General features: G+C 62.3%; 26 protein-coding genes. 11 read left to right on the top strand and 15 right to left on the bottom strand.

Features of this window, described 5'->3' with window-relative positions:
• Window positions 1–67: 67 nt before the first annotated feature.
• The 4 genes from BJP05_RS07315 to BJP05_RS07300 are packed head-to-tail and all read right to left on the bottom strand — an operon-like array spanning window position 68 to window position 2,410.
• Entirely contained in the window at window positions 68–349 is a 282-nt protein-coding gene (locus BJP05_RS07315; protein WP_070362845.1) for a mycoredoxin, read from the bottom strand.
• Window positions 346–837, bottom strand: a complete 492-nt coding sequence (locus BJP05_RS07310; RefSeq protein WP_070362844.1) for a dihydrofolate reductase — start codon at window positions 835–837, stop codon at window positions 346–348. Before BJP05_RS07310 ends, BJP05_RS07315 begins: the two co-directional genes overlap by 4 nt.
• Complete coding sequence (locus tag BJP05_RS07305; RefSeq protein ID WP_070362843.1) at window positions 837–1,637, bottom strand: thymidylate synthase; 801 nt, start codon at window positions 1,635–1,637, stop codon at window positions 837–839. Before BJP05_RS07305 ends, BJP05_RS07310 begins: the two co-directional genes overlap by 1 nt.
• A complete protein-coding gene (locus tag BJP05_RS07300) occupies window positions 1,634–2,410 on the bottom strand; it encodes a 3'(2'),5'-bisphosphate nucleotidase CysQ (RefSeq protein WP_070362842.1) in 777 nt (258 codons plus the stop codon). The genes BJP05_RS07305 and BJP05_RS07300 overlap by 4 nt, the downstream gene beginning before the upstream one ends.
• Before the next feature lie 77 nt (window positions 2,411–2,487).
• On the opposite strand from BJP05_RS07300, the gene BJP05_RS07295 reads away from it, so the two are divergent.
• Entirely contained in the window at window positions 2,488–7,119 is a 4,632-nt protein-coding gene (locus BJP05_RS07295; RefSeq protein ID WP_070362841.1) for an ATP-dependent helicase, read from the top strand.
• A 14-nt stretch (window positions 7,120–7,133) separates the two neighbouring features.
• Here the strand turns inward: BJP05_RS07295 and BJP05_RS07290 are convergent, their stop codons facing one another.
• Together BJP05_RS07290 and BJP05_RS07285 are read right to left on the bottom strand one after the other, a co-directional pair.
• Window positions 7,134–8,564 (bottom strand): HNH endonuclease signature motif containing protein, encoded by a 1,431-nt coding sequence (locus tag BJP05_RS07290; RefSeq protein WP_070362840.1) that lies wholly within the window; start codon window positions 8,562–8,564, stop codon window positions 7,134–7,136.
• A gap of 75 nt (window positions 8,565–8,639) precedes the next feature.
• Entirely contained in the window at window positions 8,640–8,867 is a 228-nt protein-coding gene (locus tag BJP05_RS07285; RefSeq protein ID WP_070362839.1) for a hypothetical protein, read from the bottom strand.
• 10 nt (window positions 8,868–8,877) lie between these two features.
• Between BJP05_RS07285 and BJP05_RS07280 the strand changes: the two genes are divergently transcribed.
• Window positions 8,878–9,705 (top strand): DNA-formamidopyrimidine glycosylase family protein, encoded by an 828-nt coding sequence (locus tag BJP05_RS07280; RefSeq protein ID WP_070363557.1) that lies wholly within the window; start codon window positions 8,878–8,880, stop codon window positions 9,703–9,705.
• On the opposite strand, the gene BJP05_RS07275 is transcribed toward BJP05_RS07280, so the two are convergent.
• The 3 genes from BJP05_RS07275 to BJP05_RS07265 form a co-directional block, all read right to left on the bottom strand.
• Window positions 9,650–10,288, bottom strand: a complete 639-nt coding sequence (locus BJP05_RS07275; protein WP_143000848.1) for a DedA family protein — start codon at window positions 10,286–10,288, stop codon at window positions 9,650–9,652. The two genes, BJP05_RS07280 and BJP05_RS07275, sit on opposite strands and share 56 nt — an antisense overlap.
• Before the next feature lie 67 nt (window positions 10,289–10,355).
• On the bottom strand, window positions 10,356–11,996 hold the full coding sequence (gene pgi, locus BJP05_RS07270) for a glucose-6-phosphate isomerase (RefSeq protein WP_070362838.1): 1,641 nt from the start codon (window positions 11,994–11,996) through the stop codon (window positions 10,356–10,358).
• 72 nt (window positions 11,997–12,068) lie between these two features.
• Window positions 12,069–12,362 (bottom strand): chorismate mutase, encoded by a 294-nt coding sequence (locus tag BJP05_RS07265; protein WP_070362837.1) that lies wholly within the window; start codon window positions 12,360–12,362, stop codon window positions 12,069–12,071.
• 61 nt (window positions 12,363–12,423) lie between these two features.
• On the opposite strand from BJP05_RS07265, the gene pcrA reads away from it, so the two are divergent.
• Entirely contained in the window at window positions 12,424–14,754 is a 2,331-nt protein-coding gene (gene pcrA / locus BJP05_RS07260) for a DNA helicase PcrA (RefSeq protein WP_070362836.1), read from the top strand.
• Here the strand turns inward: pcrA and BJP05_RS07255 are convergent, their stop codons facing one another.
• A complete protein-coding gene (locus BJP05_RS07255) occupies window positions 14,755–15,444 on the bottom strand; it encodes a M23 family metallopeptidase (RefSeq protein WP_070362835.1) in 690 nt (229 codons plus the stop codon).
• 309 nt (window positions 15,445–15,753) lie between these two features.
• Window positions 15,754–16,470 (bottom strand): M23 family metallopeptidase, encoded by a 717-nt coding sequence (locus BJP05_RS07250; RefSeq protein WP_070362834.1) that lies wholly within the window; start codon window positions 16,468–16,470, stop codon window positions 15,754–15,756.
• A 232-nt stretch (window positions 16,471–16,702) separates the two neighbouring features.
• On the opposite strand from BJP05_RS07250, the gene BJP05_RS07245 reads away from it, so the two are divergent.
• The 3 genes from BJP05_RS07245 to purH are packed head-to-tail and all read left to right on the top strand — an operon-like array spanning window position 16,703 to window position 20,100.
• Window positions 16,703–17,968, top strand: a complete 1,266-nt coding sequence (locus BJP05_RS07245) for a DUF6350 family protein (protein ID WP_145945258.1) — start codon at window positions 16,703–16,705, stop codon at window positions 17,966–17,968.
• 15 nt (window positions 17,969–17,983) lie between these two features.
• A complete protein-coding gene (purN, locus tag BJP05_RS07240) occupies window positions 17,984–18,577 on the top strand; it encodes a phosphoribosylglycinamide formyltransferase (RefSeq protein WP_070362832.1) in 594 nt (197 codons plus the stop codon).
• Window positions 18,574–20,100: a bifunctional phosphoribosylaminoimidazolecarboxamide formyltransferase/IMP cyclohydrolase gene (purH, locus tag BJP05_RS07235; protein ID WP_070362831.1), complete on the top strand. Its 1,527-nt coding sequence runs from the start codon at window positions 18,574–18,576 to the stop codon at window positions 20,098–20,100. Before purN ends, purH begins: the two co-directional genes overlap by 4 nt.
• Window positions 20,101–20,259: 159 nt before the next feature.
• Here the strand turns inward: purH and rpsR are convergent, their stop codons facing one another.
• Genes rpsR through rpmB form a run of 4 tightly spaced genes read right to left on the bottom strand, consistent with a single transcriptional unit; the run spans window position 20,260 to window position 21,233 of the window.
• Window positions 20,260–20,511, bottom strand: a complete 252-nt coding sequence (gene rpsR / locus BJP05_RS07230) for a 30S ribosomal protein S18 (protein ID WP_070362830.1) — start codon at window positions 20,509–20,511, stop codon at window positions 20,260–20,262.
• A 12-nt stretch (window positions 20,512–20,523) separates the two neighbouring features.
• The gene (rpsN, locus tag BJP05_RS07225; protein ID WP_070362829.1) at window positions 20,524–20,829 is read right to left on the bottom strand and encodes a 30S ribosomal protein S14; all 306 of its coding nucleotides are present in this window, start codon (window positions 20,827–20,829) and stop codon (window positions 20,524–20,526) included.
• Window positions 20,830–20,832: 3 nt separating this feature from the next.
• Window positions 20,833–20,997, bottom strand: a complete 165-nt coding sequence (rpmG, locus tag BJP05_RS07220; RefSeq protein WP_070362828.1) for a 50S ribosomal protein L33 — start codon at window positions 20,995–20,997, stop codon at window positions 20,833–20,835.
• Complete coding sequence (gene rpmB, locus BJP05_RS07215; protein WP_070362827.1) at window positions 20,997–21,233, bottom strand: 50S ribosomal protein L28; 237 nt, start codon at window positions 21,231–21,233, stop codon at window positions 20,997–20,999. Before rpmB ends, rpmG begins: the two co-directional genes overlap by 1 nt.
• A gap of 373 nt (window positions 21,234–21,606) precedes the next feature.
• On the opposite strand from rpmB, the gene BJP05_RS07210 reads away from it, so the two are divergent.
• The 5 genes from BJP05_RS07210 to BJP05_RS07190 all read left to right on the top strand — a co-directional run bounded on the left by BJP05_RS07210 (window position 21,607) and on the right by BJP05_RS07190 (window position 25,745).
• On the top strand, window positions 21,607–21,879 hold the full coding sequence (locus tag BJP05_RS07210) for a type B 50S ribosomal protein L31 (RefSeq protein ID WP_038589209.1): 273 nt from the start codon (window positions 21,607–21,609) through the stop codon (window positions 21,877–21,879).
• 19 nt (window positions 21,880–21,898) lie between these two features.
• Window positions 21,899–22,072, top strand: coding sequence for a 50S ribosomal protein L32 (rpmF, locus tag BJP05_RS07205; RefSeq protein WP_070362826.1), 174 nt, complete (start codon window positions 21,899–21,901; stop codon window positions 22,070–22,072).
• A 102-nt stretch (window positions 22,073–22,174) separates the two neighbouring features.
• Complete coding sequence (locus tag BJP05_RS07200; protein ID WP_070362825.1) at window positions 22,175–22,873, top strand: response regulator transcription factor; 699 nt, start codon at window positions 22,175–22,177, stop codon at window positions 22,871–22,873.
• Entirely contained in the window at window positions 22,870–24,453 is a 1,584-nt protein-coding gene (locus BJP05_RS07195; RefSeq protein ID WP_070362824.1) for a HAMP domain-containing sensor histidine kinase, read from the top strand. The genes BJP05_RS07200 and BJP05_RS07195 overlap by 4 nt, the downstream gene beginning before the upstream one ends.
• Before the next feature lie 83 nt (window positions 24,454–24,536).
• Window positions 24,537–25,745, top strand: a complete 1,209-nt coding sequence (locus tag BJP05_RS07190) for a S1C family serine protease (protein WP_084028602.1) — start codon at window positions 24,537–24,539, stop codon at window positions 25,743–25,745.
• The last annotated feature ends 34 nt before the right edge of the window (window positions 25,746–25,779 follow it).

Genomic DNA, 25,779 nt, shown 5'->3' with positions numbered 1-25,779 from the left:
GTACCGCAGGACAGAAGTGATGCCAAAGTCGCGGGCGCCCGCGACGGCATCGCTATTTGCCCGGGTGTTAGGCCTCTTCGCCCGTCAGTTCGCGCAGCTTCGCGCGGACTGCGGACGCGGCAGGGTTGGTCGCGTGCGTGCCGTCAGAGTAGAGGACGGTGGGGACGACGCGGTTGCCGTCGTTGACGGACTCGACCCATGCGGCGGCGTCCTCGGCGCCTTCGGCTTCGACGTCAACGACGTCGTAGGGGGTTTCGGTACGGTCGAGGCGCTCGCGAAGCTTCTTGCAGAACGGGCACCAATCGGTTGCGAAGATGGTGACGTGGGAAGAGGTTTCGGGAGTGGTCATGATTTCGGGCCTAACCTTTCGAGGCGTTGGTACTTGAAACGGGTGCCATTGGCGGAGGTTTGCCACGGTCCATCAGAAACAATAGCGAAGTCATCGGTGACGCGGGGTGCGCGGACGGCGGACGCTCCGAGCTTGTCTGCGACGTGGACATCGACGATCGTGCGTTCAATGACGTCTACTTCGTCGATGGTTGCTTCGTAAATCTGGCCACCGCCGATGATCCAGGCGGACGTCTTCAAATCTGGGATGTCGCGGGACACGAAGGCGCCGTCGGACCACTCGCCGGGCTCGCGCGAGGACAACACATGGTTTGTCCTGCCCGGCAGCGGCTTGATGGGGAGGTGGTCCCAAGTCTTGCGCCCCATGATGATCGGGTGGCCCAGCGTGATCTCCTTGAAGTGGCGCAGGTCCTCAGGCAGGTGCCAGGGCATGCCCACGCCGTCGCCGATGATGCCGTCGATGCTTTCGGCCCAGATCGCGCCCAGCATTAGACGGACACCTGCGCTTTGATCGTCGGGTGCGGGTCGTAGCCGACGACTTCGATGTCGGAGAAGTCGTAGTCAAAGAGCGACTCTGCCTTCCGCAGCTTGAGCTGCGGGTAGGGGCGAGGCTCGCGGGAGAGCTGCTCGCGCACCTGGTCGAAGTGATTGTTGTAAATGTGGCAGTCGCCGCCGGTCCAGATGAGTTCGCCGACCTCGAGACCTGCCTGCTGTGCAAACATGTGCGCGAGCAGCGCGTAGGAGGCGATGTTAAACGGCACGCCCAGGAACATGTCGGCGGAGCGCTGGTACACCTGCAGGCTCAGCTTGCCGTCAGCTACATACAGCTGGAACAGCAGGTGACACGGCAGCAGCGCCATGTGCTCGAGCTCGGAGACGTTCCACGCGGACACCAGGTTGCGGCGCGAATTGGGGTCGTCCTTCAAAAGCTCGAGCGCCCGTGAAATCTGGTCGACGTGCTGCCCATCGGGGGTGGGCCAGGAACGCCACTGCACGCCGTAGACAGGGCCGAGCTCGCCATTTTCGTCGGCCCACTCGTTCCAGATGCGCACGCCGTGTTCCTGCAGCCAGGTCACGTTGGAGTCGCCGCGGAGGAACCACAGCAGCTCGCCCACGACGCCCTTGAAGTACACCTTCTTGGTGGTCAGCAGGGGGAAGGACTCGGAAAGGTCGTAGCGCAGCTGGCGGCCGAAGACGCTTCGCGTGCCGGTGCCGGTGCGGTCGCCCTTATCGGTGCCGTTTTCCAGGACGTCGCGCAGGAGGTCTTCGTACGGAGTCACCAGGCTCACTTCGCGACGACCCCTTCGAAGGAGCCGTGCTCGTCGTAGTACTTCGCGCAGGCTTCCAGGATGTCGTCGGCAAGCTCCGGACGGCAGATGAGCAGGTCTGGGATGTAGGTGTCCTTGTTGTTGTACTTCAGCGGCGAGCCGTCGAGGCGCGAGCAGTGCAGGCCCGCAGCCATGGACACACCAACTGGTGCTGCCTGGTCCCACTCGTACTGGCCGCCGGCGTGTACGTAGGCGTCGAAGTCACCGAGCAGGACGTGCATTGCCTTCGCGCCTGCGGAGCCGACCGGGCTGGTTTCGAAGCCGAGGGCATCGGCAACGAACGGAGCGATCGCCGGCGGGCGGTTGCGTGACATAGCGATCTTCTTCGCGAACGGCCCCGAGACGTGGCGCACGTCGGAAGACTTGAATACGACGCCGAGGTCCGGCAGCCCCACTGCCGCGTGAGTAGGGACGCCGTCTTCGACGAGCGCGATGTGCACGGCCCAGTCCTGGCGGCCGGTTGCGAACTCCTTCGTGCCGTCGAGTGGGTCAACGATCCAGACGCGGTTGTTGCTGAGTCGAGAGTGGTCATCGGCTGCCTCTTCGGACAAAAATGCATCGCCCGGGCGGTGCTGCTCAAGCACGCGCGCGATCCAGTTCTGTGCCAGGTCGTCGCCGGCTTCTCCAAGTTCACGTCCACGGAGAAGGCCAACACCGCGAATACCCTTGAGGATCTCGCCGGTGCCTTGCGCGATTAAGTTTGTCAGCCGAGAGTCTGAATACTGAGCAGTCATGGCTTCGACTTTAGCGCGAAACCAGCCAAAGGAACCATTTCTTTTCGCCTGCCTGCACTATCTGTATTCTGGCGGGCATGGCCAAAGGAATCCTCGAACGCTTCAAACCGCAGGTGGCGACCTGGTTTGAAGAAGTATTCGAGGCGCCAACGCCAGTGCAGGAGCAGGCGTGGGCCACGATTTCCGACGGCGGCAACGCCCTGGTGGTAGCGCCTACCGGTTCCGGTAAGACGTTAGCGGCCTTTTTGTGGTCGTTGAATTCGCTCGTGGAGCGCGACGGGCAACAGGCCCTGCCAATCGATGGGGCGAACGCCAGCAGCCACGGCGGGGTGCGCACCTTATATATCTCGCCGCTGAAGGCCCTTGGTGTGGACGTCGAAAACAATTTGCGGGCCCCGCTCGGCGGGATTGGGCGCGTGGCGCAGCGCATGGGGCTGGACATACCGGATGTTTCGGTGGCGGTGCGCTCGGGTGATACCTCGCAAGCGGAGCGGTCTCGCCAGGTGCGCAAGCCGCCGGACATCCTGATCACCACGCCTGAGTCGCTGTATTTGATGCTGACCTCGAAGGCCTCGGGCATCCTGCGGACCGTAGACACCGTGATCGTGGACGAGATTCACGCGCTCGCGGGCACGAAGCGGGGCGTGCACCTGGCGCTGTCGCTGGAGCGGCTCGGGCGCATCGCTGGGGACTTTCAACGCATCGGGTTGTCTGCGACGGTGCGCCCGCTGGAGGCCGTGGCGGACTTCCTCGGTCCGCGCACGACGATCATCCAGCCACCGGGGGAGAAGCGCTGGGACCTCGCGGTGCGGGTGCCGGTGGCTGACATGAGTGACCTGCCGGTGCCGGAGGAGGCGTCGACAATTGGGGACGCCATCGTCGACGACGCGCTGGACCTCGACGGGGAGACCGCGGCGCTGATGCCGCCGGCGCCGAAGTCGATTTGGCCGCACATCGCGGAATCGGTGTACCAGGAGGTCATGGCGCACCGCTCGACGATCGTGTTCGTGAACTCGCGACGCACGGCGGAGCGGCTCACCAGCCAGCTCAACGAGCTGTGGGCCAAGGAGCACGACCCCGAAGCGCTCAGCCCCGCTACTCGACGCCCCCCTGCACAGCTGGGCAAAGGGGTCGACCTCGCGGGGGAGGCGGCGCCCGTGATCGCGCGGGCGCACCACGGCAGCGTGTCCAAAGACGAGCGGGCCACGACGGAAACGATGCTGAAAGAGGGCACGCTCAAAGCGGTCGTGTCGACGTCCTCGCTGGAACTCGGCATCGATATGGGTGCGGTGGAGCTGGTGATCCAGGTGGAGTCGCCGCCGTCGGTCGCCTCCGGGCTGCAGCGCGTCGGGCGCGCCGGGCACACGGTGGGCGCGATCTCGCACGGCTCGTTCTATCCGAAGCACCGCTCCGACCTGGTGCAAACGGCCGTGACCGTGCCGCGGATGCGCGACGGGCTCATCGAGGAGCTGCGCACGCCACGTTCCCCGCTGGACGTGCTCGCCCAGCAGACGGTGGCCGCGGTGGCAGTCGAGGACCTCGAGCTCGATGACTGGTATGAGACCGTCACCCGCGCCTGGCCCTACCGGTCACTCGACCGGGATGTCTTTAACGCCGTCATCGACCTGGTCACCGGGGTGTACCCATCAACGGACTTCGCGGAGCTCAAGCCGCGTGCCTGGCTCGACGGCACCGTGCTCAAGGCGTTGCAGGGCGCGCAGCGCGTCGCGGTCACCAACGCCGGCACCATCCCGGACCGTGGCATGTTCGGCGTGTTCCTCGTCGGCTCCGAGGCCGAAGGCGGGGCGCCGCGCCGCGTCGGTGAGCTCGACGAGGAAATGGTTTACGAGTCCCGCGTCGGCGACGTGTTCACGCTCGGGGCGACGAGCTGGCGCATCGAAAACATCACGCGCGACCAAGTGCAGGTCTCGCCCGCGCCAGGACATACCGGCAGGCTGCCGTTCTGGTCGGGGGAGGGCGTCGGGCGCCCGTACGAACTCGGCAAGGCGCTCGGCGCGTTCAGGAGGGAGGTGCGAGGCGGAGCGGGCGTCGATAACTCGCTCGATGCGTACGCACGCGATAATCTGCGGGCCTACCTTGAGGAGCAAGAGGAAGCCACCGGCGTGCTGCCGGACGAGACGACGCTGGTGCTCGAGCGCTTCACCGACGAGCTCGGGGACTGGCGCGTGGTGCTGCACACGCCGTTCGGCAAGGGTGTGAACGCCGCGTGGGCGCTGGCCGCCGGGTGGCGGATCGCGCAGGAGACCGGGATGGACGCCCAGGCCGTGGCCGGCGACGACGGCATCGTTCTGCGCCTGCCCCAAGGCGACCACGAACCCTCCGGGGCCCTGTTCCAATTCGACGCCGACGAGATCACCGACATCGTCACCGAGCAGGTGGGAAACTCCGCTCTGTTCGCCTCCCGGTTCCGCGAGTGCGCCGCCCGCGCCCTGCTGCTGCCGCGCCGCAACCCCGGCAAGCGCGCGCCCCTGTGGCAGCAGCGCCAGCGCGCCGAGCAGTTGTTGGATGTGGCCCGGAATTACCCGTCGTTTCCGATCATCCTGGAAACGGTGCGCGAGTGCCTCCAGGACGTCTACGACCTGCCCGCCCTGCAAGAAGTCATCCGTGACCTGCAGACGCGCCGGGTCCGCATCGCGGAGGTGACCACGCAGCAGCCGAGCCCGTTCGCCTCCTCGCTGCTGTTCAACTACACGGGCGCGTTCATGTACGAGGGCGACACTCCGCTCGCGGAGAAGCGGGCGGCGGCACTCGCGCTGGACCCGTCACTGCTAGCCAAACTGTTGGGCACCGTGGAGCTGCGCGAGCTGTTGGACGCGGAGGTGATCGCCGAGGTGGACGCGTCGCTGCGCCGGGTCGGCCGCGCCGAGACACCGGAGCAGTTCGCCGACACCCTGCGCCTGATCGGCCCGGTGCCTGTGGACGAGCTCGCGGTGTACACCTCGGTGCCGCTCGCGGGGGTGGAGGCGTCGCTCGGGCCACGCGTGATGCGGGTGCGCATCGGCGGCAGGGAACACGTTGCGCAGGTGCTCGACGCACCGCTGCTGCGCGACGGCCTTGGCGTGCCGGTTCCGCCTGGGGTGGCAGCACAGGTGGCCACCATCCCCGATGCGCTCGCGCAGCTCGTGCGCCGCTGGGTGCGCACCCGCGGCCCTTTCACGCTGCGCGCGCTTGCCGACGCCTTCGGGCTCGCGCTCGGCGCTGCCTACGCGGTGCTCCAACCGCTTGTCGACGCCAACTCCGTCATCGAGGGGCGCTTCCGCCAAGGCGTTGACGACCAGGAATACGTCGCGCACGAGGTCCTGCGCGTGATCCGCTCCCGCTCCTTGGCGGTCGCGCGGGCGCAGGCCCGGCCGGTATCGGCGTCGGCGTACGGGCGTTTCCTGCCGGCGTGGTTGAACGTCGCCGCGGCGGGAACGGTGCCTCCCTTACGCGGCGCCGACGGGGTGTACTCCGTCATCGAGCAGCTCGCGGGCGTGCGGCTGCCGGCCTCTGCGTGGGAGTCCCACATCTTGCCGTCGCGGGTGGGGGACTACTCGCCGATCATGCTGGACGAGCTGACTGCCTCCGGCGAGGTTATCATTGTGGGCGCCGGGTCGGCGGGGGCGAACGATCCGTGGATCATGCTGCTGCCGAGTGACTACGCCGCGCAGCTCTTGCCGCAAGTCGACCCGCCGTTGCTGTCGCTCACGCAGCAGCACATCATGGATACGCTCGCAGCAGGTGGCGGCTACCTGTTCAGCGACCTGCTCACGCCAGTGACGACTTCTGAGGAGCTACGCGAATCCATGTGGGACCTCGTCGAGGCCGGCCACGTTTCACCGGATTCCTTCGCGCCGCTGCGCGCACGCCTCGCCGGCGGTAAGGCCGCGCACCGCGCGAAGCGTAGACCGTCCCGCTCCCGCATCCGTTCCGGGAGGACCTCGTTTACGCAAACCGCCCCGCCCGACATGGTGGGGAGGTGGGCGGCAACCCCGCAGCCCGACACCGACCCGACCCGGCGCTCGCTCGCGCTTGGGGAGGCATGGCTGGACCGCTACGGGGTGGTGACCAAGGGCGCCGTCGTCGCAGAGAATGTCATCGGCGGCTTCGCGTTGGCGTACAAGGTGCTCTCCGGGTTCGAGGACTCCGGCAAGGCGCTGCGCGGCTACCTCATCGAGGGGCTTGGCGCAGCGCAGTTCTCCACCCCTGCGACGATTGATCGGCTGCGTGGCCAGCAGGACAGCGACGACGTCGCCGGTTGGCCATCGGGTGCGCGTGAGCCAAAGGTGTACGTGCTCGCCGCCACCGACCCGGCCAACCCCTACGGGGCCGCGCTGCCGTGGCCCGTGACCGGCCCGACCAGATCGGCAGGCGCGATGGTGGTGCTCGTGGACGGGCTGTTGGCGGCCCACATCACCCGTGGCGGCAAGAAGCTCACCACCTTCTTCGAGACCTTCCCGGAAGGCATCGAAGATCCGCTACCACTTGTCATCGACGCACTATCGGATGCCGTCGCCGCCGGGAGGATGCGCCCGCTCAACGTCGAAACCGTCAACGGCGAGCCCGCGTTCCGGCTCCGCGATCTTGGCGTGGCGGTGACGCACAAGGGCGTAAGAATCGGAGGCAAGCAGGCCGCGCCTCCGAAGCGGCGCGGGCGCAGCATGACGGAGGCCCTAGGGGATCTGGACGGGCTCTCCTTCGACGATTAGTGTTTCGGCTGGGTTTAGGGTCGCAGTATCACGCGAGGCACCGGCCGGTGAGTAGTCCCCGGTGGCCCTGCCCGCATCGCCCGTTTGTTCCGGATCCGATTCACCGCCGAGTGCATGGCGGGGTCCGAGGTGTTGGTGTGGCGGGTGCCGTCGGCCTTGACCAACAACGCGGTGCCGGTGGTGGAGTCGTAGTCCATGTAGCCCTTGTTGAAGGAGCCGTCCCGGTGGTCGTTGTTGCACCGGTGGTGGGTGGGGCACAGGCCGGTGAGGTTGGTGATGTCGGTGCCGCCGTGGCGCAGCCAGGAAATGATGTGGTGGGCTTCGCACTCGCTCATTGCGGTGGTGCAGCCGGCCCAGGAGCACACGCCCTGGATAGCAAACATGGCGATGCGTTGCCCAACAGAGGCGAGCCGCTTGGACCTGCCTAGGTGCAGCGGCACGCCGGTGATTCCGTCGACGGTGAGCAGGAAGTCAGACGTGCCATCCATGCCGAGGCGCACGAGTTCGAAGGCGTCCAGCTCCACGCCGACGTTGGTTTGGAACAGTGTGGTGGCGTCGGCGTCGGCGAGGTCGTCGAGAGTCACTGAGACCACCACGGAGGCGGCGCCACCGTGAGTGGCCTGCTCGCCGTGCTCGTATTGGCGCATGATGGCCATGAACTGGTCGTAGCGGCGCTGGCCACGGGTGCGAGGATCGCGGTCCTGCTGGCGATCGGGCGGGATATTGGAGTTTGGCGCAAGCCCCTTGTCGGTCAGCGCTTTGTAGAGGGCGTAGTCGCCTGCTGTCATGTCCAGGCGCACGTGGTAGGTGCCGTCGGAGTTCTCCTTGCCCAGGGTGGCCTCGCGCTTCTCAAAGCCCGCGTTGGGGTTCTTCTTCGCGTGTGGCCGGTTCGCCTTATCCACGAGGCGCTTGACCGTGAGGCGCAGGTCCTGCTCGTCTCGGGTCTTCGCTTCCTCCATGGCGTGGGCGTAAATGCTCATGTGCTCGCCCTCGGCGGCCTTGAGCAGCCTGTCGGTCTCGCGCCGGATGATGTCCTGCTTGGCCGCGGGAACCGCGTCGGCGTGGCGGCGAGCTTGGACCTGGTCTTTACGACGCCGCTCCGCCTCCTCCACATCGAGCAGGCCGCCACGGTCCGGCTCCGTCACCGGAGCGAACATCGCCTTGGCGCGCGCGAGCCGGTTATATGCCTCACCCTTGGAGATGCCCAACTTCTCCATGAGGTAGGTATCCGGGTAGTTGGCGCCGACGAGTTTGCCGGCGTCGGCGATAGCGCAGACCTGCGCGAAGGCGGCATCGATGTAGGCCTTCTTGTCCATCGCGTGTTCGAGGCGTGCGATGTCTTCGGCGATGGCGGAAAGGCGGAGGGAGGAGGGGTCGTCGAAAAGCATGCGTAGCTGCGTCAGGCCGTTAATGACCTGGTCAACGAGCTTGGTCACGTCGTTCATGTCCCCTCCTTCAAGTAGCTAAGGGCGACTATACAGACGTGTCGGACTTGAAAAAATGAGATTCGAACAAAGATTCTAAAGCAGTTGCTTGACCAGGTGTGCTGCCGCGGCCAGGCCGATGCGCGGGTTCGCCACGCGCACGTCTTTCACGGCGCGAACAAACTCGGCTTCGGGGTCGGTGCCGGTCTCTGCCAGCACACCCCGCGCCCACTCGGTGGCGGCATCCATGTCGGGGAAGAACCCGACGAGCGACTCCTCCGGCGTGGGGCCGTAGTTGAAAAGGTTTTGTAAGAAGCGGAACATGGATACCACTATGCCTGAAGGGGATTCCGTCTATCAGCTGTCGAAGCGCCTGCAGTGGATGCAACACCGTGAAGTCACTGCCACGAGTGTTCGCGTGCCGCGCTTCGCCACCGTCGATTTCACCGGCATGACCTGCGAGCGCGTCTGGCCCTACGGCAAGCACCTCTTCATGGAGTTTTCCCGCGAAGGCCACGAATCACAAGTGCTACACACGCACCTCAAGATGGAAGGCACATGGGCGATCCATCGTGCGGGCACCCGCTGGCGCAAGCCCGGCCACACCGCCCGGGTGGTGCTGCGCCTCGCGGACGCGCCGAAGCCTGATATCGAGCTCGTCGGACACTCGCTGGGCCTCGTCGATGTGTTCCCCGCGCGCGAGTACCCGCAGCGGATGGGCTACCTGGGCCCGGACATGCTGGCACGCGACTTCGACCAGGAAGAGGTCGTGCGCAGGATCAGTGAGCACCCGCACCTCGAAATGGGGCGCGCGCTGCTCAACCAGCGTTTCGTCGCGGGCATCGGCAATGAGTACCGCGCAGAAATTCACTTCATCGCTGGTACGCATCCGGCACGCAAGGTGGGGGAGGTGGACGTCGAAAAGCATGTGGCGATCGCGCGGCGCCTCATGTGGGCAAACAAAGACTCCCCGGTGCGAGTGACCACGGGGATCAAACGCGCCGGGGAGACCAGCTACGTATTTGGAAGGAACAACAAGCCGTGTCGGCGGTGTGGCACGCTCATCGAGAAAGGATTCCTCGGGGGAGCGGGCGACTTAGAACGAGTTATTTGGTGGTGCCCTCAGTGCCAGCCGCCTTCTCCTTCATGGAGCGGCGAATGAAGTACGCCAGGAAGCCGAGCATGATCAGGATCAGCAGGACGTAGACCACGGTCGAGTACGTATCCACGTAATGGGAGACCGTCTCCCAGCTTTCGCCGAGGTACATGCCGAGCGTGATCAGGATTGCGTTCCAGATTGCGGAGCCGAGCCCGGTCCACAGGGCGAACATCGCGAGGTTCATGCGGTCCAGGCCTGCAGGAATCGAGATGAGGGAGCGCACCCCCGGAATCAGGCGGCCGAAGAAGACTGAGGATCGGCCGTGCTTATCAAACCACTCGAGGGACTTATCGACGTCCGACGCCTTCACCAACCACATCCAGTCAGCGATCGCGCGCAGGCGTTCGGCGCCCAGCCAGGCACCGAGGCCGTAAAGGAAAAACGCGCCCGCGACGGACCCCATCACCGACCAGATGAACACCGCCAGGTAGCTCAGCGAGCCCTGCGCGACCGTGAAGCCGGCCAGCGGCAGCACTACCTCGGAGGGGATCGGTGGGAAGACGTTCTCCAAGAAAATCGCTATCCCGACGCCGGGGGCGCCGAGAAGCTCCATCAGGTTGACGATCCAGTCGATGATGGCTTGCACGTTCACTCCTTAGTTGTAGGTAAAACAACTGCCTATCTTGCCCTACTAAGGAGTGATGCACCAAGCGCTAGCGACGGTTTTCGCGGTACCAGCCAATCAGTGCGTCGGTGGAAGCATCGCCGGTTGCTGGAGTTTCTTCGCCCGCGACTGCCTTGGCCAGGTCGTTTGCCTGCTGCTTGCCGAGCTCGACGCCCCACTGGTCAAACGAGTTGATGTCCCAAATCACACCTTCGGTGAACACGATGTGCTCGTAGAGCGCGATGAGTGCACCGAGCGTGAACGGGGTCAGCTCCTCGGCCAGGATGGTCGTGGTCGGACGGTTGCCTGGCATGACCTTGTGCGGGGCCAGCGTGGCGTCGACACCCTCGGCCTCGATGGCGGCCTGGTCCTTGCCGAACGCGAGCACCTTCGTCTGTGCGAAGAAGTTGCCCATCAGCAGGTCGTGCATGGAGCCTTCGCCGGTCATGGTCGGGAAGTCTTCCTTCGGGGTGGCGAAGCCGATGAAGTCCGCCGGCACGAGCGAGGTGCCCTGGTGCAGCAGCTGGAAGAATGCGTGCTGGCCGTTCGTGCCTGGCTCGCCCCAGAAAATCTCGCCGGTGTTGTAGGTCACTGCGGTGCCGTCGTGGCGCACGGACTTGCCGTTGGACTCCATGGTCAGCTGCTGCAGGTAGGCAGGGAAGCGAGAAAGGTCCTCGGAGTACGGCAGGACGGCGTGCGTCTCGGCGTTGTAGAAGTTGCGGTACCAGACGTTGAGCAGGCCCATCAGCACCGGCACGTTCTGGGAGAACTCGGTGGTGCGGAAGTGCTCATCCATGGCGTGGAAGCCCTCGAGCATGCGCATGAAGTCCATCGGTCCGATGACGGCCATCAGGCTCAGGCCAATCGCGGAGTCCATGGAGTAGCGGCCACCGACCCAGTTCCAGAACGGGAACATGTTCGCGGTATCGATGCCGAACTCGGCGACCTTTTCCGCGTTCGTAGACACTGCGACGAAGTGCTTCGCCACAGCGGAGGCGTCGCCGTTGAACTGTTCGATGAGCCAGCGCTTCGCCACGTGTGCGTTGGTCAGGGTCTCCTGGGTGGTGAACGTCTTCGATGCGATGACGAACAGCGTCTCTTCAGGGTTGCAACGGTCGAGGACTGCGGCGATGTCCGCCGGGTCGACGTTGGAGACGAACTCTGCGGTAATGCCCGCGGTTGCGTAGGCGCGCAGTGCCTTGGTTGCCATCGCAGGTCCCAGGTCCGAACCACCAATACCAATGTTGACGATCTTCTTAATGGTGTGTCCGGTGTGGCCCAGCCATTCGCCGGAGCGAAGCGCCGATGCGAAGTCACGCATCCGGCCCAGCACCTCATGCACGTCCGCCGCCACGTCTTGGCCGTCGACCTCAAGGTTGGCCTCTACCGGAAGGCGCAGCGCCGTGTGCAGCACCGCGCGGTCCTCGGTGTCGTTGATGTGCTCGCCCGCGAACATCGCGTCGATCTTGGTGCGAAGCTGTGCGGTTTCTGCGAGGGAGACGAGCGCATCGACGACGTCGGCGTCGATAAGCTGCTTGGAAAGGTCAACGTGCAGCCCTGCTGCGTCGAAGGTGAGCTTCTTCGCGCGGTCTGCGTCGCGGTCGAAGAGCTCGCGCAGGGTCGTATCAGCCTTGGAGGCGTGGAGCTTCTCCAAGTTAGACCAGGCTGGCGTGGCGGTGATATCGGACATAGTTCCTCCTTGAAACGGATGGTTGTCTGCCTTGATATGGTACTACGAAAGTTGGGGAGTGCGTTGTTGGGGCTAGCCCAGCTTTCCGCGTCCCAGGCGCAGCAAGATATTTGCCAGCGCCGGGCCTTCCTCCCCAAGCTCATCGCGGAATTGGTTAATGATCGCGACCTCGCGGGTGTGCACAAGCTTTGTGCCGCCCGACCCCATCCGCGTCTTGCCGATCGCCTTCGACACCTTGGTGCGACGCTTAATCGCGTCCAAAATCACACGGTCGAGGCGGTCAATCTCTTTGCGGTACTGCTGGATCTCCGCATCGGAGAGCGGATCGTCCGTCCCGGACGGCATGCGGATTTCGAAGTCACTCATGGTTGCTCATTATGCCACTGCTCCAGCGGTTGTGTCCGGGGTGTGAGTTAGGGTGTGTGACATGAATGATCTGACGCTAGGACTCAACCCCCAACAGGAAGCCGCCGTGCGCCACAGCGGCTCGCCTCTTCTGATTGTCGCGGGCGCTGGGTCCGGCAAAACCGCAGTGCTGACCAGGCGTATCGCATTCCTACTGCAGGAACGAGGCGTCGCGCCCTGGCAGGTCCTGGCGATCACATTTACCAACAAGGCCGCCGCGGAGATGAAGGAGCGCGTCGCGGCGCTGATCGGGCCGCAGACCGAGCGGATGTGGGTGGCAACCTTTCACTCGATCTGCGTGCGGATCCTTCGCCAGCAGGCCCAGCTCGTTCCTGGCCTGAACACGAACTTCAGTATCTATGACGCCGACGATTCTCGCCGACTGCTCTCGATGATTGCCAAAGAGAACAATCTCGACCTGAAGAAGTTTTCACCCCGGGTGCTCGCGAATGCGATCTCGAACCTCAAGAACGAGCTCATCGACGAACAGCAGGCGGCCGACGACGCGCAGCGCACCCACAACCCATTCGATTCCACTGTGGCCAAGGTGTTTGTTGAGTATCAGCGCCGCCTGCGCGCCGCGAACGCTGTCGACTTCGACGACCTCATCGGGGAGGTCGTGCGGATTTTTAAGGAGCACCCGCAGGTTGCGGATTATTATCGACGCCGCTTCCGCCACGTACTCGTGGACGAGTACCAGGACACGAACCATGCGCAGTACGAACTCATCCACACCCTGGTGGGCAAGGGGCCTGAGGCTTCTGAGCTTGCCGTAGTTGGCGACTCCGACCAGTCGATTTACGCGTTCCGTGGCGCGACGATCCGCAACATCGAGGAGTTTGAGCGCGACTACCCCGACGCAACCACCATCGTGCTGGAGCAGAACTACCGCTCGACGCAAACCATCTTGGACGCTGCCAACGCGGTGATTTCCCAGAACACCGGTCGGCGCCCGAAGAAGCTGTGGACGGACCACGGCACCGGCGACCAGATCGTCGGCTACGTCGCGGACAACGAGCACGACGAGGCTCGGTTTATCGCTGGCGAGATCGACCGGCTCACAGACAGTGGAGTGCCCTACTCCGACATCGCGATCATGTACCGCACCAACAATGCATCGCGTGCGTTGGAAGACATCTTCATTCGCACCGGGATCCCGTACAAGGTGGTAGGCGGCACGCGCTTCTATGAGCGCAAAGAGGTTCGCGATATCGTGGCCTACCTCAAGGCGCTAGAAAACCCGGACGACACGGTCAGCCTGCGCAGGATTATTAACGAGCCAAAGCGTGCCATCGGGGATAAGGCGCAGTCCACGGTGGCGCTGTACGCGCAGACCTACTCGGTGAGCTTCGGCCAAGCGCTGCGGGTTGCGGCAGATGGCGGCATTGACGCACTGGGTACGCGCGCGAAGAACGCCATCAATGGTTTTGTCACCATGATGGATGAATTGCGCGAGGAAATGACAGCGGACCAGCAGGAAGGGGCGAGTAACGCTGACCTCGGGGAGCTGGTCTCCACGATTCTGGACGTCACCGGGTACAAAGCGCAGTTGGAGCAGTCGAACGACCCACAGGACGCGACGCGCTTGGACAACCTAAACGAGTTGGTGTCCGTCGCGCGCGAGTATTCCTCGGAGTCTGCACTGCAGCTGGCGTACCTCAGCGACGAGGAAATTTCGGAGATCTTCGACGAGGGTGAACCGCTGCCAGGAACCCTACAAGCCTTCCTGGAGAAGGTGGCGCTCGTCGCTGACGCCGATCAGCTTCCTGAGAATGATCAGGGCGTAGTCACGTTGATGACGCTGCACACCGCAAAGGGTCTTGAGTTCCCCGTCGTGTTTGTGACTGGGTGGGAAGACGGGCAGTTCCCGCACCTGCGCGCCTTGGGGGATCCGGCGGAGCTCGCCGAAGAGCGTCGCCTGGCGTATGTCGGCATCACCCGTGCGCGCAAGCGCCTTTACCTGACGCGCGCGATGGTGCGGTCCTCATGGGGGAGCCCGGTGACAAACCCGGCGAGCCGATTCCTTGGGGAGATTCCGCAGGAACTCATCGATTGGAAGCGTGAGGAGCCCACGTATTCTTCGGGCTCTTCGCATTCACCGTGGTCAACTGGTGGCCGGAGCCGCAGCAACGGGTTTGGGCGGTCGCAGTCGCGCGGCGGTAGCAGCAGGACCAAGGTGAACAAGGACCTGCAGCTGGCGGTCGGGGACCGGGTCAACCATGCAAAATACGGGCTGGGTACCGTACTGGCCGTTGATGGTGCGGGAGTGCGAGAAACCGTGACGATTGACTTTGGTTCCTCCGGGACAGTCCGCCTGATGCTGATCGGCGGCGTCCCGATGGAGAAGCTCTAACTACTGGATGCGGATACCTGCCTGCGCGAACCACGGCACAGGGTCTACTGGTGTCACGCCATCTGGGTGGATCTCGAAGTGGAGGTGCGGCCCGGTGGAGAAGCCTTCGTTGCCGATCTGCGCGATCTGCTGGCCGGCCGTCACGCGTTGGCCGACGCTGACGTTGTAGACCGCCATGTGGCCGTAAACGGAGACCTCGCCGCCGTCGTGCTTGATCACGACCCAGTTGCCGAAGCCCTGGGCCGGGCCGGCGTTGATGACGGTGCCATCCATCACGGCGTAGATCGGGGAGCCGAGGTTGTTCGCGATGTCGATTCCCTGGTGGACTGTGCCCCAGCGTGGGCCGAACCCGGACGTAAACGTCCCCGTTGCCGGGGTGACGACCGTGCGGCCATCGGCGGTGCGGCCACGCTGGTAGCGGACGCCACCGTTCGCGCCTTCCTGCTGGAAGGAGAGACCGAGGTTTTCCTGAATGACGCGCGGGTCGTACACGAGTGAGTACTCTCCGACGCGCAGGGTTGCACCGCTATCCAGAATCGTGTCTGCTGCTTGCGCAACAGCCTTCACGGCCTGATTGTGGTCAATCGGAGCGCCGTTCAGCGTGAGACCTACAGCGTTCGCAGGGGAAGCGGTGAGAGTGAGCATGGACGCAGTCGCGACGGCAAGTGCCGAAAGTACTGTGCGATTCATACGGAGAAGCAACCTTTTCTACAAATATCCGGGCGGCCACGTTGTAGCCACATACAGCGACAAAACTTAGTCACCGGCCGGAGGCTTGGCAACGCGTAACTGCAGGTAGAGAGGGAAAAGTATGTTCGAACGGGTTCGGCGGTTCTGGAAATCAGCAGGCTGCGCGCCTGTGATAGATGTGATTAATGGGAACAATGTTGCCAATGTGATTGAGGGTGGGGGTAGTGTTCGGTCCCCCCACTCGCCGTGTCGAAAAAGAAAAAACCGCTGTGACTCATATATGAGCCACAGCGGTCTGAAGTTTTGGATTTAGAGCTGAATGCCACGCTCTGCGAGCCACGTCGCCGGGTCAACAGGAGTGTTGCCATCTGGGTGGATCTCGAAGTGCAGGTGTGAGCCGGTGGAGAAGCCCTGGCTACCCATACCTGCGATGAGTTCTCCGGCGTGCACAACCTGACCGACGGAAGCGTAGAGGGAATCCATGTGGCCATATACGGAGACAGAGCCATCCTCGTGTCGGATGCGGATCCAGTTGCCGTAGCCCTGTGCCGGGCCGGAGTCGATGACGGTGCCGTCCATGACGGCCAGGATTGGGGTGCCATTCACGTTGGCGATGTCGACGCCAGAGTGGAAGGAACCCCAGCGAGGGCCAAATCCGGAGGTGAACACGCCCTCAGCTGGCTTCACAACCAGCGGTGCGCGAGCGGCTTCATCGGCGCGTGCGACCTCCTCGGAATGTGCGACTGCCTTCACGAGCTGATCCGCAAGGTTCTCAACCGGCTTGTATTCCGCGATAGCGAGGATCTGTGGCGCAGCCTCATCGGTCAGTGCCGTGAGCTGGTCGGTGTCTGCGGCGAGGGTGTAGCTGTCAGCTTGCTGGGTGCCATCGCCCTGAAGCGCAGCTGCGGCAGCGCCAGAGAGTCCGGCGGTGGAGACGGCGCCAGTGGCAACGGCAACCATTGCGACGCGACCCTTGTTAGGGGACTGCTTGCCGTGCTTGCCAGCTGATTTCGTTGAGTGGAGCATGGACCCTCTTTAGACTTCCCGTTGGTTACAGAACTGTAACGTTTGTAACCTTCCTGTTATCTACGAGAGGTAACTGTAATGAATCGAATGCGCTAAGGCAAGCTATAACCTGAGTATTTCTTAATCGTTTTCTTTGCGTATTACGTTACATCGCCTAAAACGCCAGGCAGTGAGTGGAATGCGGTAGTGTCGAACGGCAGAAAACGGTCAACCAATGGCAATATAAGGCGCAATGTCGAAGAAAACAAGACCTCAATCATCACCGGTGGACCGCTCCTCGCGGGGCAGCGGTCGCGGTTTCCTGAGTAATGCACGGCGCGGTGCGAAGTGGGCGTCGAAAAGAAAGCCTGATGCCGACACCGTTCCGCCGGAGGAGCGCACCTGGAAGACGCGTATTCGGACGTACCTCCCTTATATAGGTATCCCGACGCTCGATGTCATCCTTGGCATCGTTGCAGTCTGCGCCGCGACGCTCCTGATTGGTGGATGGAAGACTGCGTACCTGCCCGCCGCAATCGGGCAAACATGGTTTGCCCTTCACGGAGTATCCCTCACGATCGACGGCGTGTACTTGTCTCAGGTGCCGCTGCTTCCAGCCATTGGGATCGCCGCCCTCATGGCGTGGCGAGTACGTGCCGCAACCGCGAAGCAGGTCAGCATCTTGGATCTCGCGGTGATCGCTGGCCTGGTGATTGTGCTGCCGCTGCTTGCAAGCGCGATGGCGCTGTTCATGGTGACTGACGCCTCCGCAGTCTTCGCGATAGAACCACCACCCGCATGGCAAGCGCTAGTGCTACCGCCTTGCATCCATCTCATCGGCTTCCTCTTTGGTATTCGGCATGTGCTTTGGCAGGCCCTCGCCACCACGGTCCGTGTGCCGGTGGTGGCCGTCGATACGGCCCGCGCTGCGAGCCTGCTTCTCCTCTTTCTATGCGCGGGGAGCGGACTTGTGCTGCTCCTCGTGCTCGCCGCGCGCTACCAGAGCATTGGCGAAGCCTACGCGGCATACCCCAACTCCGGGTGGGGGAGCGCCATCATGCTGCTCCTCCTGAGCATCTTGTACCTTCCGAATGCTGTCGTGGGCACGCTCGCAGTGCTTCTCGGCGGTTCCTTCCACGTCGGCAGAGGGGAAGTGTCGCTTTTTGACGTCCTCTCCGTCCCCTTACCCCCGTTCCCACTCTTCGCGGCAATCCCTGCGACAGTCGCGCCGTGGGCAGCCGTCCTCCTCGCCGTGCCCGTGACCATCCTGTGCGCGTTCTTCGTGCGGCGGACGTCAACGATGGTAGAAGTCGCCGCCATTGGCTCGTGGAGTGCAGCGATGTTCGCCGTCTGCCTCCTACTCGCGCGTGGGCACGCGGGGGCGTACGGCGTCGTTGGCGCTGACCTAGCTTCCGCAGTGCTTTTCCTCTTTATATGGACCGTCGGCGTGGGCGGATTGGTGTGGCTTGTGCGCTTTGTGCGAACTTTCTTGAACCGCTCACACGCGGAAGAAGAATGACTACACTGATGAACCGTGAGTGCTGATAAAGCTTTATCTGTGGCCGTCCTTGTTTCTGGTACTGGAACGCTCTTGCGGGCGATTATGGACTACCAGGACGCCCACCCTTGTGCATACCGTGTTGACCTAGTTGTTGCGGACCAAGTGTGTCCGGCAGTCGAGAGGGCGAAGAACGCAGGCATCCCGACTGCAATCGTGGAAATGGAAAAGGACCGTGACGCGTGGAATGCCCACCTTGCGGAAACCGTCTCTAGTTGCAGCCCGGACCTTGTTGTTTCCGCAGGGTTTATGCGCATTTTGGGGCGCCCATTCTTGGATGTCTACGAAGGTAAAACAATTAACACTCACCCTTCGCTCTTGCCTGCTTTCCCAGGAGCGCACGCGGTGCGCGACGCCCTCGCTTACGGCGTCAAGGTCACCGGCTGCACCGTCCACTTTGTCGACGACGGGATGGACACAGGCCGCATCATTGCGCAGCGCCCCGTGCTGGTGCAGCCAGGGGATACGGAGTCCTCGCTGCACGAACGGATTAAGCAAGAAGAGCGCCGTCAGGTTACTGAGCTACTAGCTACTGCTTCGATACATGAAGGAAAGGTCACTTTCGAATGAACAACGAACGCACACCTATTCGTCGAGCGCTCGTGAGCGTGTACGACAAGACCGATCTTGAGCCGCTTGCCAAGGCGCTCCACTCGGCCGGTGTGGAAATTGTCTCTACTGGTTCGACTGCTAAAAAGATCGCCGCAAGCGGTGTGCCCGTCACCGAAGTATCGGAAGTCACCGGATTTCCAGAGGTACTTGAAGGCCGCGTGAAGACGCTGCATCCACACGTGCACGCAGGTATCCTGGCAGACCTCCGCAAGGACAGCCACAAGCAACAGCTCGAGGAACTCGGAGTTGCACCGTTCGAGCTCGTTGTGGTCAACCTGTACCCATTCGAGGAAACGGTTGCGTCCGGCGCGGAGTTCGATGAATGCGTCGAGCAGATCGACATCGGCGGTCCTTCCATGGTCCGCGCAGCAGCGAAGAACCACCCATCAGTGGCGATCCTGACCTCCCCGGACCAGTACCAGCTGGCGCAAGAAGCAGTTGAGCAGGGTGGATTCACCCTCGAGCAGCGCCGCGAACTGGCGGCTGCGGCGTTCGCGCACACCGCAGAGTACGACGCCGCCGTTGCAGACTGGTTTGCGGAGCAGCTCGGCGACGACGAGGACGGTGCGCTGCGCTACGGTGAGAACCCGCACCAGGCGGCAAGCGTCATCAACGAGGGCTGGGGCCTTGCCGACGCCACTCAGTACGGCGGCAAGGAAATGAGCTACAACAACTACCAGGATGCCGACGCCGCGTGGCGCGCAGCCTGGGACCACGAAGAACCGTGCGTCGCAATCATCAAGCACGCCAACCCGTGTGGCGTCGCAGTATCTGGGGTGTCCATCGCTGACGCGCACCGAAAGGCGCACGCCTGCGACCCTGTATCTGCGTACGGCGGCGTCATTGCGACGAACCGCGAGGTCACGCTCGAGCTTGCCGAGCAGGTCAAGCCAATCTTTACCGAGGTCATCATCGCGCCTTCCTACGCGCCGGATGCGCTCGAGCTGCTGCAGACTAAGAAGAACCTTCGCATCCTCGAAGTGGAGCCAGGCCAAGACACCGAAGAGATCAAGCAGATCTCCGGCGGCTTCCTTCTCCAGGAGCGCGACGCGTTCCAGGCCGAGGGCGATAACCCAGAAAACTGGAAGCTAGTGGCAGGCGAAGCCGTCGACGACGCAACCATGTCGGACCTCGTGTTCGCGTGGCGTGCAGTACGCTGCGTGAAGTCGAACGCAATCCTCGTTGCGCACGACGGCGCTACCGTCGGCATCGGCATGGGGCAGGTCAACCGCGTCGATTCGGCGAAGCTGGCCGTCGACCGCGCTAACTCGCTCGACGAAGGCCGCAACCGTACCAACGGTGCCGTCGCCGCCTCCGACGCGTTCTTCCCTTTCGCAGATGGATTCCAGATCCTCGCGGACGCCGGAGTGCGTGCCGTCGTGCAGCCTGGTGGTTCCATCCGCGACGAGGAAGTCATTAAGGCCGCAGAAGACGCTGGCGTCGCAATGTACGTGACCGGTACGCGCCACTTTGCGCACTAGTATCGCCTAACCCGAGACATACCGAAGGCCCCCACGGTCGTGGGGGCCTTTTGTCGTGCCGTGCGTCAGCTTCAACAGGGCATGAAAAAACTCCCGCGCCTGGAAACCAGGGGGCGGGAGTTCGTCGAAAGACTCTACGCTGTTATCGTCAACCGAACTTTAGCGGCTGGTGAACGGCAGAAGAGCCATCTCGCGTGCGTTCTTCACCGCAGTAGCAACTTCACGCTGCTGCTGTGGGGAAAGACCGGTAACACGGCGGGAACGGATCTTGTGACGATCAGAGATGAACAGACGAAGGGTGTCGAGGTCCTTGTAGTCGACCTTCTCGATGCCCTTGGCCTTCAACGGGTTCTTCTTCGGGCGGCGGGACTGCTCCATGCGCGCCTTGCGATGGTTATTATTGCGCTTCATTGGTCATCCTCCTTACCACGAAGACTTACGGACGCCAGGCAGCTCACCGCGGTGAGCCATCTCGCGCATACGGACACGGGAAATACCGAACTTACGGAGGTAACCACGTGGGCGACCATCGCGGGAGTCGCGGTTGCGCACGCGAACAGGGGAGGCGTCGCGAGGCTGGCGGTTCAGCTCAAACTGAGCGTCCAGACGGTCCTCGTCAGAGGTCTCCGGGTTGCGGATGATTGCCTTCAGCTCGTTACGACGCTCAGCGTAGCGAGCGACGATCTCCTTGCGCTTTTCGTTCTTGGCGATCTTGGACTTTTTAGCCATAACTTATCGCTCCTCGCGGAATTCGACGTGCTTGCGAACAACCGGATCGTACTTCTTTAGGGAGATGCGATCTGGGTTGTTGCGCTTGTTCTTACGGGTTACATAGGTGAAACCTGTGCCCGCAGTGCTCTTCAGCTTGATGATCGGGCGAATATCGTTGCGTGCCATTAGATCTTCTCACCTCGTGCACGGATCTTAGCGACGACGGACTCAATTCCGTCGCGGTCGATGACCTTCAGACCCTTCGTGGAAACGGTCAGAGTGATGGTACGGCCCTCGGAGGGCAGGTAGAACCGGCGCTTCTGTACGTTGGGGTTCCAACGACGCGAGTGGCGGCGGTGCGAGTGGGAGACGGTCTTGCCGAACTGTGGCTTCCGTCCCGTGACCTGGCAATGTGCCGACATGGGTTGACTTCTTTCTCTTCTGCCGCCCACGCACTGATCACTGAAAAGTTAGATACGGAATGCGGAGTGAGGGTCCGCGACAAAGTATCTGAGTAATCGGTTGACGTAGGCGTATACGTGTACTTCGACAACAGCGAGAGTCAACAATACACGTCCAGCAAGGAAATGCATAATTCTATTTCGCACACCTACCGGTTGTTTGTCGGTGGCGTTGGCGGAACTTGATTATGTAAAACCGGATTCACCCTGTAATATGTGCAAAGTTGTCCAGTGAACAGCTGGGCGGACATGAATCATTCGCACCCAACTCAGGCACGATCCCCAAGTGGGGAACCGACCTGAAGTATCAATCCTGAGGGAGACGAACTCACATATGAAGAAGGATATCCATCCGGATTACCACCCGGTAATCTTCCAGGACGCGAACACGGGCCACAAGTTCCTGACGCGCTCCACCAAGACCTCCGACCGCACCGATACCTGGGAAGACGGCAACGAGTACCCGCTCATCGTCGTTGATGTGACCGCTGAGTCCCACCCGTTCTGGACCGGCGCACAGCGTCTCATGGACACCGCTGGCCGCGTTGAGAAGTTCAACCAGCGCTTCGGCGGTATGGCTCGCCGCAAGAAGAAGACCGCAAAATAGGGCGTAAGGAGAAACAACAATGGCAACCCCTAAGTTTAAGAAGTCCCGCGCGAACACCCGTATGCGTCGTTCGCAGTGGAAGGCTGACAATGCGCCGCTGATCACCGCGAAGGTTGACGGCCAGGAAGTACGTATCCCACGTCGTCTGCTCAAGGCTGCACAGGCTGGCTTGATTGACGTCGAGCAGTTCTAAAAGCGCCTTACTATAAGCGTTCGCCGGGCCCAGCAGGCCCGGCTTTTTCATGTATCTGACAGTCCGGTGTTAAAAGTCTCTCAGATAGGCAATAATAGGCGTATGAAGATTCTTGTTGCCGATGATGAGCAAGCCGTTCGTGAATCCCTGCGGCGTTCCCTTCGCTTCAACGGGTATGATGTACTGCTTGCTTCCGACGGCGAGGAGGCGCTCGATGTCATCCGTGACGAACAGCCCGATCTGACGATTCTGGACGTGATGATGCCGAAGATCGATGGGCTCGACGTGTGCCGCACATTGCGCTCCTCGGGATACGACCGTCCTGTGTTGATGCTGACAGCGCGAGATGGAGTCGCGGACCGTGTAGCGGGCTTGGATGCCGGCGCTGATGACTATCTGCCGAAGCCTTTCGCGCTTGAGGAGCTGTTGGCACGCGTACGCTCGCTGCTGCGCCGCGCTCAGGCAGACGCCATCCAGTCGCAGTCTGCTCCGAAAACAAAGTACGAGTTTGAGGACTTGTCTGTAGAGACCGATACCCGCGACGTCTTCCGCGGCGACCGCGCTATTTCCTTGACCCGTACCGAGTTCGCGCTCCTTCTCGTTTTGATTGAGAACCCGCGCAAGGTGCTGTCGCGCCAGCAGATTCTTGAAGAGGTGTGGGGATACGACTTCCCGACGTCCGGCAACGCCTTGGAGGTCTACATCGGGTACCTCCGTAAGAAAACTGAGGCGGGCGGGGAGCCTCGCCTGATCCATACGGTCCGTGGGGTTGGCTACGTGCTTCGGGAGACTGCACTGTGATTTTGCGCCAGTCGGCGGATCACTTTGAGCGCACTACGGGCATGTCCCTTGAGGGGGTGGATCGCCAAGTGTCGGCAGCCGAGCAGGATCTGGAACCCCCGCGTCCGAACCTGCCGACGATCCTGTTCGATACCTATATTCGTGGTGCGTACCTCGGGTCGGAGATGACGCTTCGCCAGCAGCTTGCGGTGCTGACAGGCGTGCTCGTGGCCCTTACGATTTTGGTCACGGCATCGGTGAGCTACTGGGCGTCGTCGACGTCGATTATCGGCATGATGGACAACGATCTGCGCACGCAGGGCGCGATGCTCGCGTACGACTCGCAGGAAATGTCCAGCGATGAGGAGCTGGCGGCTGAGGTCGAGACTTTTCGACGCCGCAACCCTCACATCCTCGCCACGGCTTCACGCGCGGAGTCGAACCGGTTCGTGGGAGATGAAATTCCCGTGGGTGGGGACTTTGCTCGAATGAACTACGGAGCGGACGTCTCCGCACGCACCCTGCACGGTAACCGTGTGCTGGTTACAAGGCTGGATGATGGAACAGTCGTGGCCCTGTCGAAGGCGGTCGACCCGACGCGTCAGCTGCAGCGCAGTATTGCCGCGGCGCTGTTGGTGCTGCTCAGCTTGGGCTGGATAGTGTCGACGCTGGTGGCGTTCCTGGTTTCGAGTTCCGGTATGCGCCCGCTGCGTAAATTGCACCTTGCGCTGAAGGAAGTGACCAGGACGAAGGAGCTGAAGCCGCTTCCGGTGCAGGGCCATGATGAGATGGCGCGTATTACGAACGCGTTTAATGACATGATGGCTTCGCTGCAGGATTCGCGCACCAGGCAGGCACAGCTTGTTGCCGACGCCGGCCACGAGCTGAAAACGCCGCTGACTTCCATGCGCACCAACATTGAGCTGCTCATGATGATGTACTCCGCTGATCGACAGGATCAGATTAGTGCGGAGGACCGCGCCGATCTTGAGCGGGATGTGCTGGCGCAGATGACAGAAATGTCGACGCTTATCGGAGACCTGGTGGATCTCGCGCGGGAGGATTCCTCGAACGTTGAGTTTGAGGAGATCCGCCTGGATGTGATCCTGGAGGAGGCCGTGCGCCGTGTTGAGCGTCGTCGGCCTGACGTTACGTTCCAGTTCAACGCTGACCCGTGGCTGATTATGGGTGATCGGTTCGCGATGGGCCGCGCTCCGCTAAACCTGATCGACAACGCGGCCAAGTGGTCGCCAGAAGGCGGAACGGTAAGGATTTCGTTGAAGGCAGCGAAGAAGTACGCAGTGTTGGTTGTCGACGATTCCGGCCCGGGCATTGCTCCGGAGGAGCGCGAGCGGGTTTTTGAGCGCTTCTACCGTTCGGCAGAGTCGCGTTCGATGCCGGGTTCGGGCTTGGGGCTTGCGATCGTCAAGCAGGTGATGGACCGGCATGGTGCCCGGATCTTCGTGGAGGAGTCGGATGACCACGGGGCGCGCTTCCGTGTGGTCTTCCCGGGGAAGGCTCCGGATGCTGATGAGGATTTTTATCTGGAAGAAGAAAGCATCGAAATTCCGCGATTGCCGAACAAATCCCAGCTCAGCTAACACAGTGAACATTCAGGAAACATTGCGAGAGAACGAGTTTACTTTTTAGTGCTACCACAGTGGCGTCGTGCATACTACTGCACATGACGAACCCGTATTCACCACAATCAAATACGCCACAACAAAACCCGTACGAGGCCTCCTATCCACAGGAGGCCTTCCCGGAAACCGCATTCGTGCAGTCTGCACCGCAGCAAAAGCAGCGGCGTGGGCTGGGGGCGGCTACAGTGGCGTGCTCCGTAGTGCTTTCGCTGTTGGCCGGCGCCGGCGCCGGGTACGCAGTCGTCGCTGCGAACGATAACGGCGAACAGCAGCACTACAACGCACTTGAGAACCCGAGCCTCGCATCGCCAGAGACTGCGCCTGATGGCTCCGTTGAGCAGGTTGCGGCCGCAGTGCTGCCTTCGGTTGTATCCATCACTGTGGCGACGCCGAATGGTATCGCGGAAGGGTCGGGGTCGATTATTTCCTCCGACGGCTACATTTTGACGAACCACCACGTGATCGGCGCTGCGGCGACCGAACGGTCCGAGATTCAGGTGGTGTTCAACGACGGCTCGAAGCACTCGGCTACGTTTGTAGCGTCGGACGTCAACACTGATATTGGCGTGCTGAAGGTTGATGGCGTCGAAAATCTCCCTGTGCTTGACTTCGGCAACTCGGACGAGCTGAAGGTTGGCCAGCAGGTTGTCGCAGTTGGTTCTCCACTTGGGCTCTCGGCGACGGTAACCAGTGGCATCATCTCGGCGAAGAACCGCCCGGTGCGTGCGGCCCAGGGCGGTGGGGAGAGCTCGTTGATGGACGGGCTGCAGACAGACGCTGCGATTAACCCTGGTAACTCGGGTGGTCCGCTCGTGGATATGCAGGGGCACCTGATCGGGATGAACTCGGCTATTGCTTCGCTCTCGGCGGGCGGCTTTGGTGGCGAGCAGTCGTCGGGCTCGATTGGTCTCGGGTTCGCGATTCCGTCGAATTTTGCCAAGCGTGTCGCGCAGCAGCTCATTGAAACCGGCAAGGCGTCGCAGCCGATGTTGGGCGTCCGCGTTTCGATTCGCGGCACTCGTATCGACGGCGCCGTGGTCGCCGGAGTTGAGCCTGGTAGTCCAGCAGAAAAGGCCGGTATCCGAGAAGGTGATGTGATTACCAAGCTGGACGGTCGGCTGATTGACTCAGCGGATGCGTTGATTGCGGCGACGCGGTCGAAGGACTTCGGGCAGGTCGTTCAGCTTGAAGTCTTGCGGGAGGGAGAAGAAGCTCCTCATTCCGTAGATGTAACCCTGAGCAACGGGTAAGTTTTGAAGCAAACAATGAAAATGAAACTGTGCG

The sequence above is a fragment of the Corynebacterium sp. NML98-0116 genome, from assembly GCF_001767255.1.
Lineage (GTDB): Bacteria > Actinomycetota > Actinomycetes > Mycobacteriales > Mycobacteriaceae > Corynebacterium > Corynebacterium pseudogenitalium.
The sequence above is the reverse complement of the archived record's forward strand: the minus strand, read 5'-3'. Positions and strand labels throughout refer to the sequence as shown.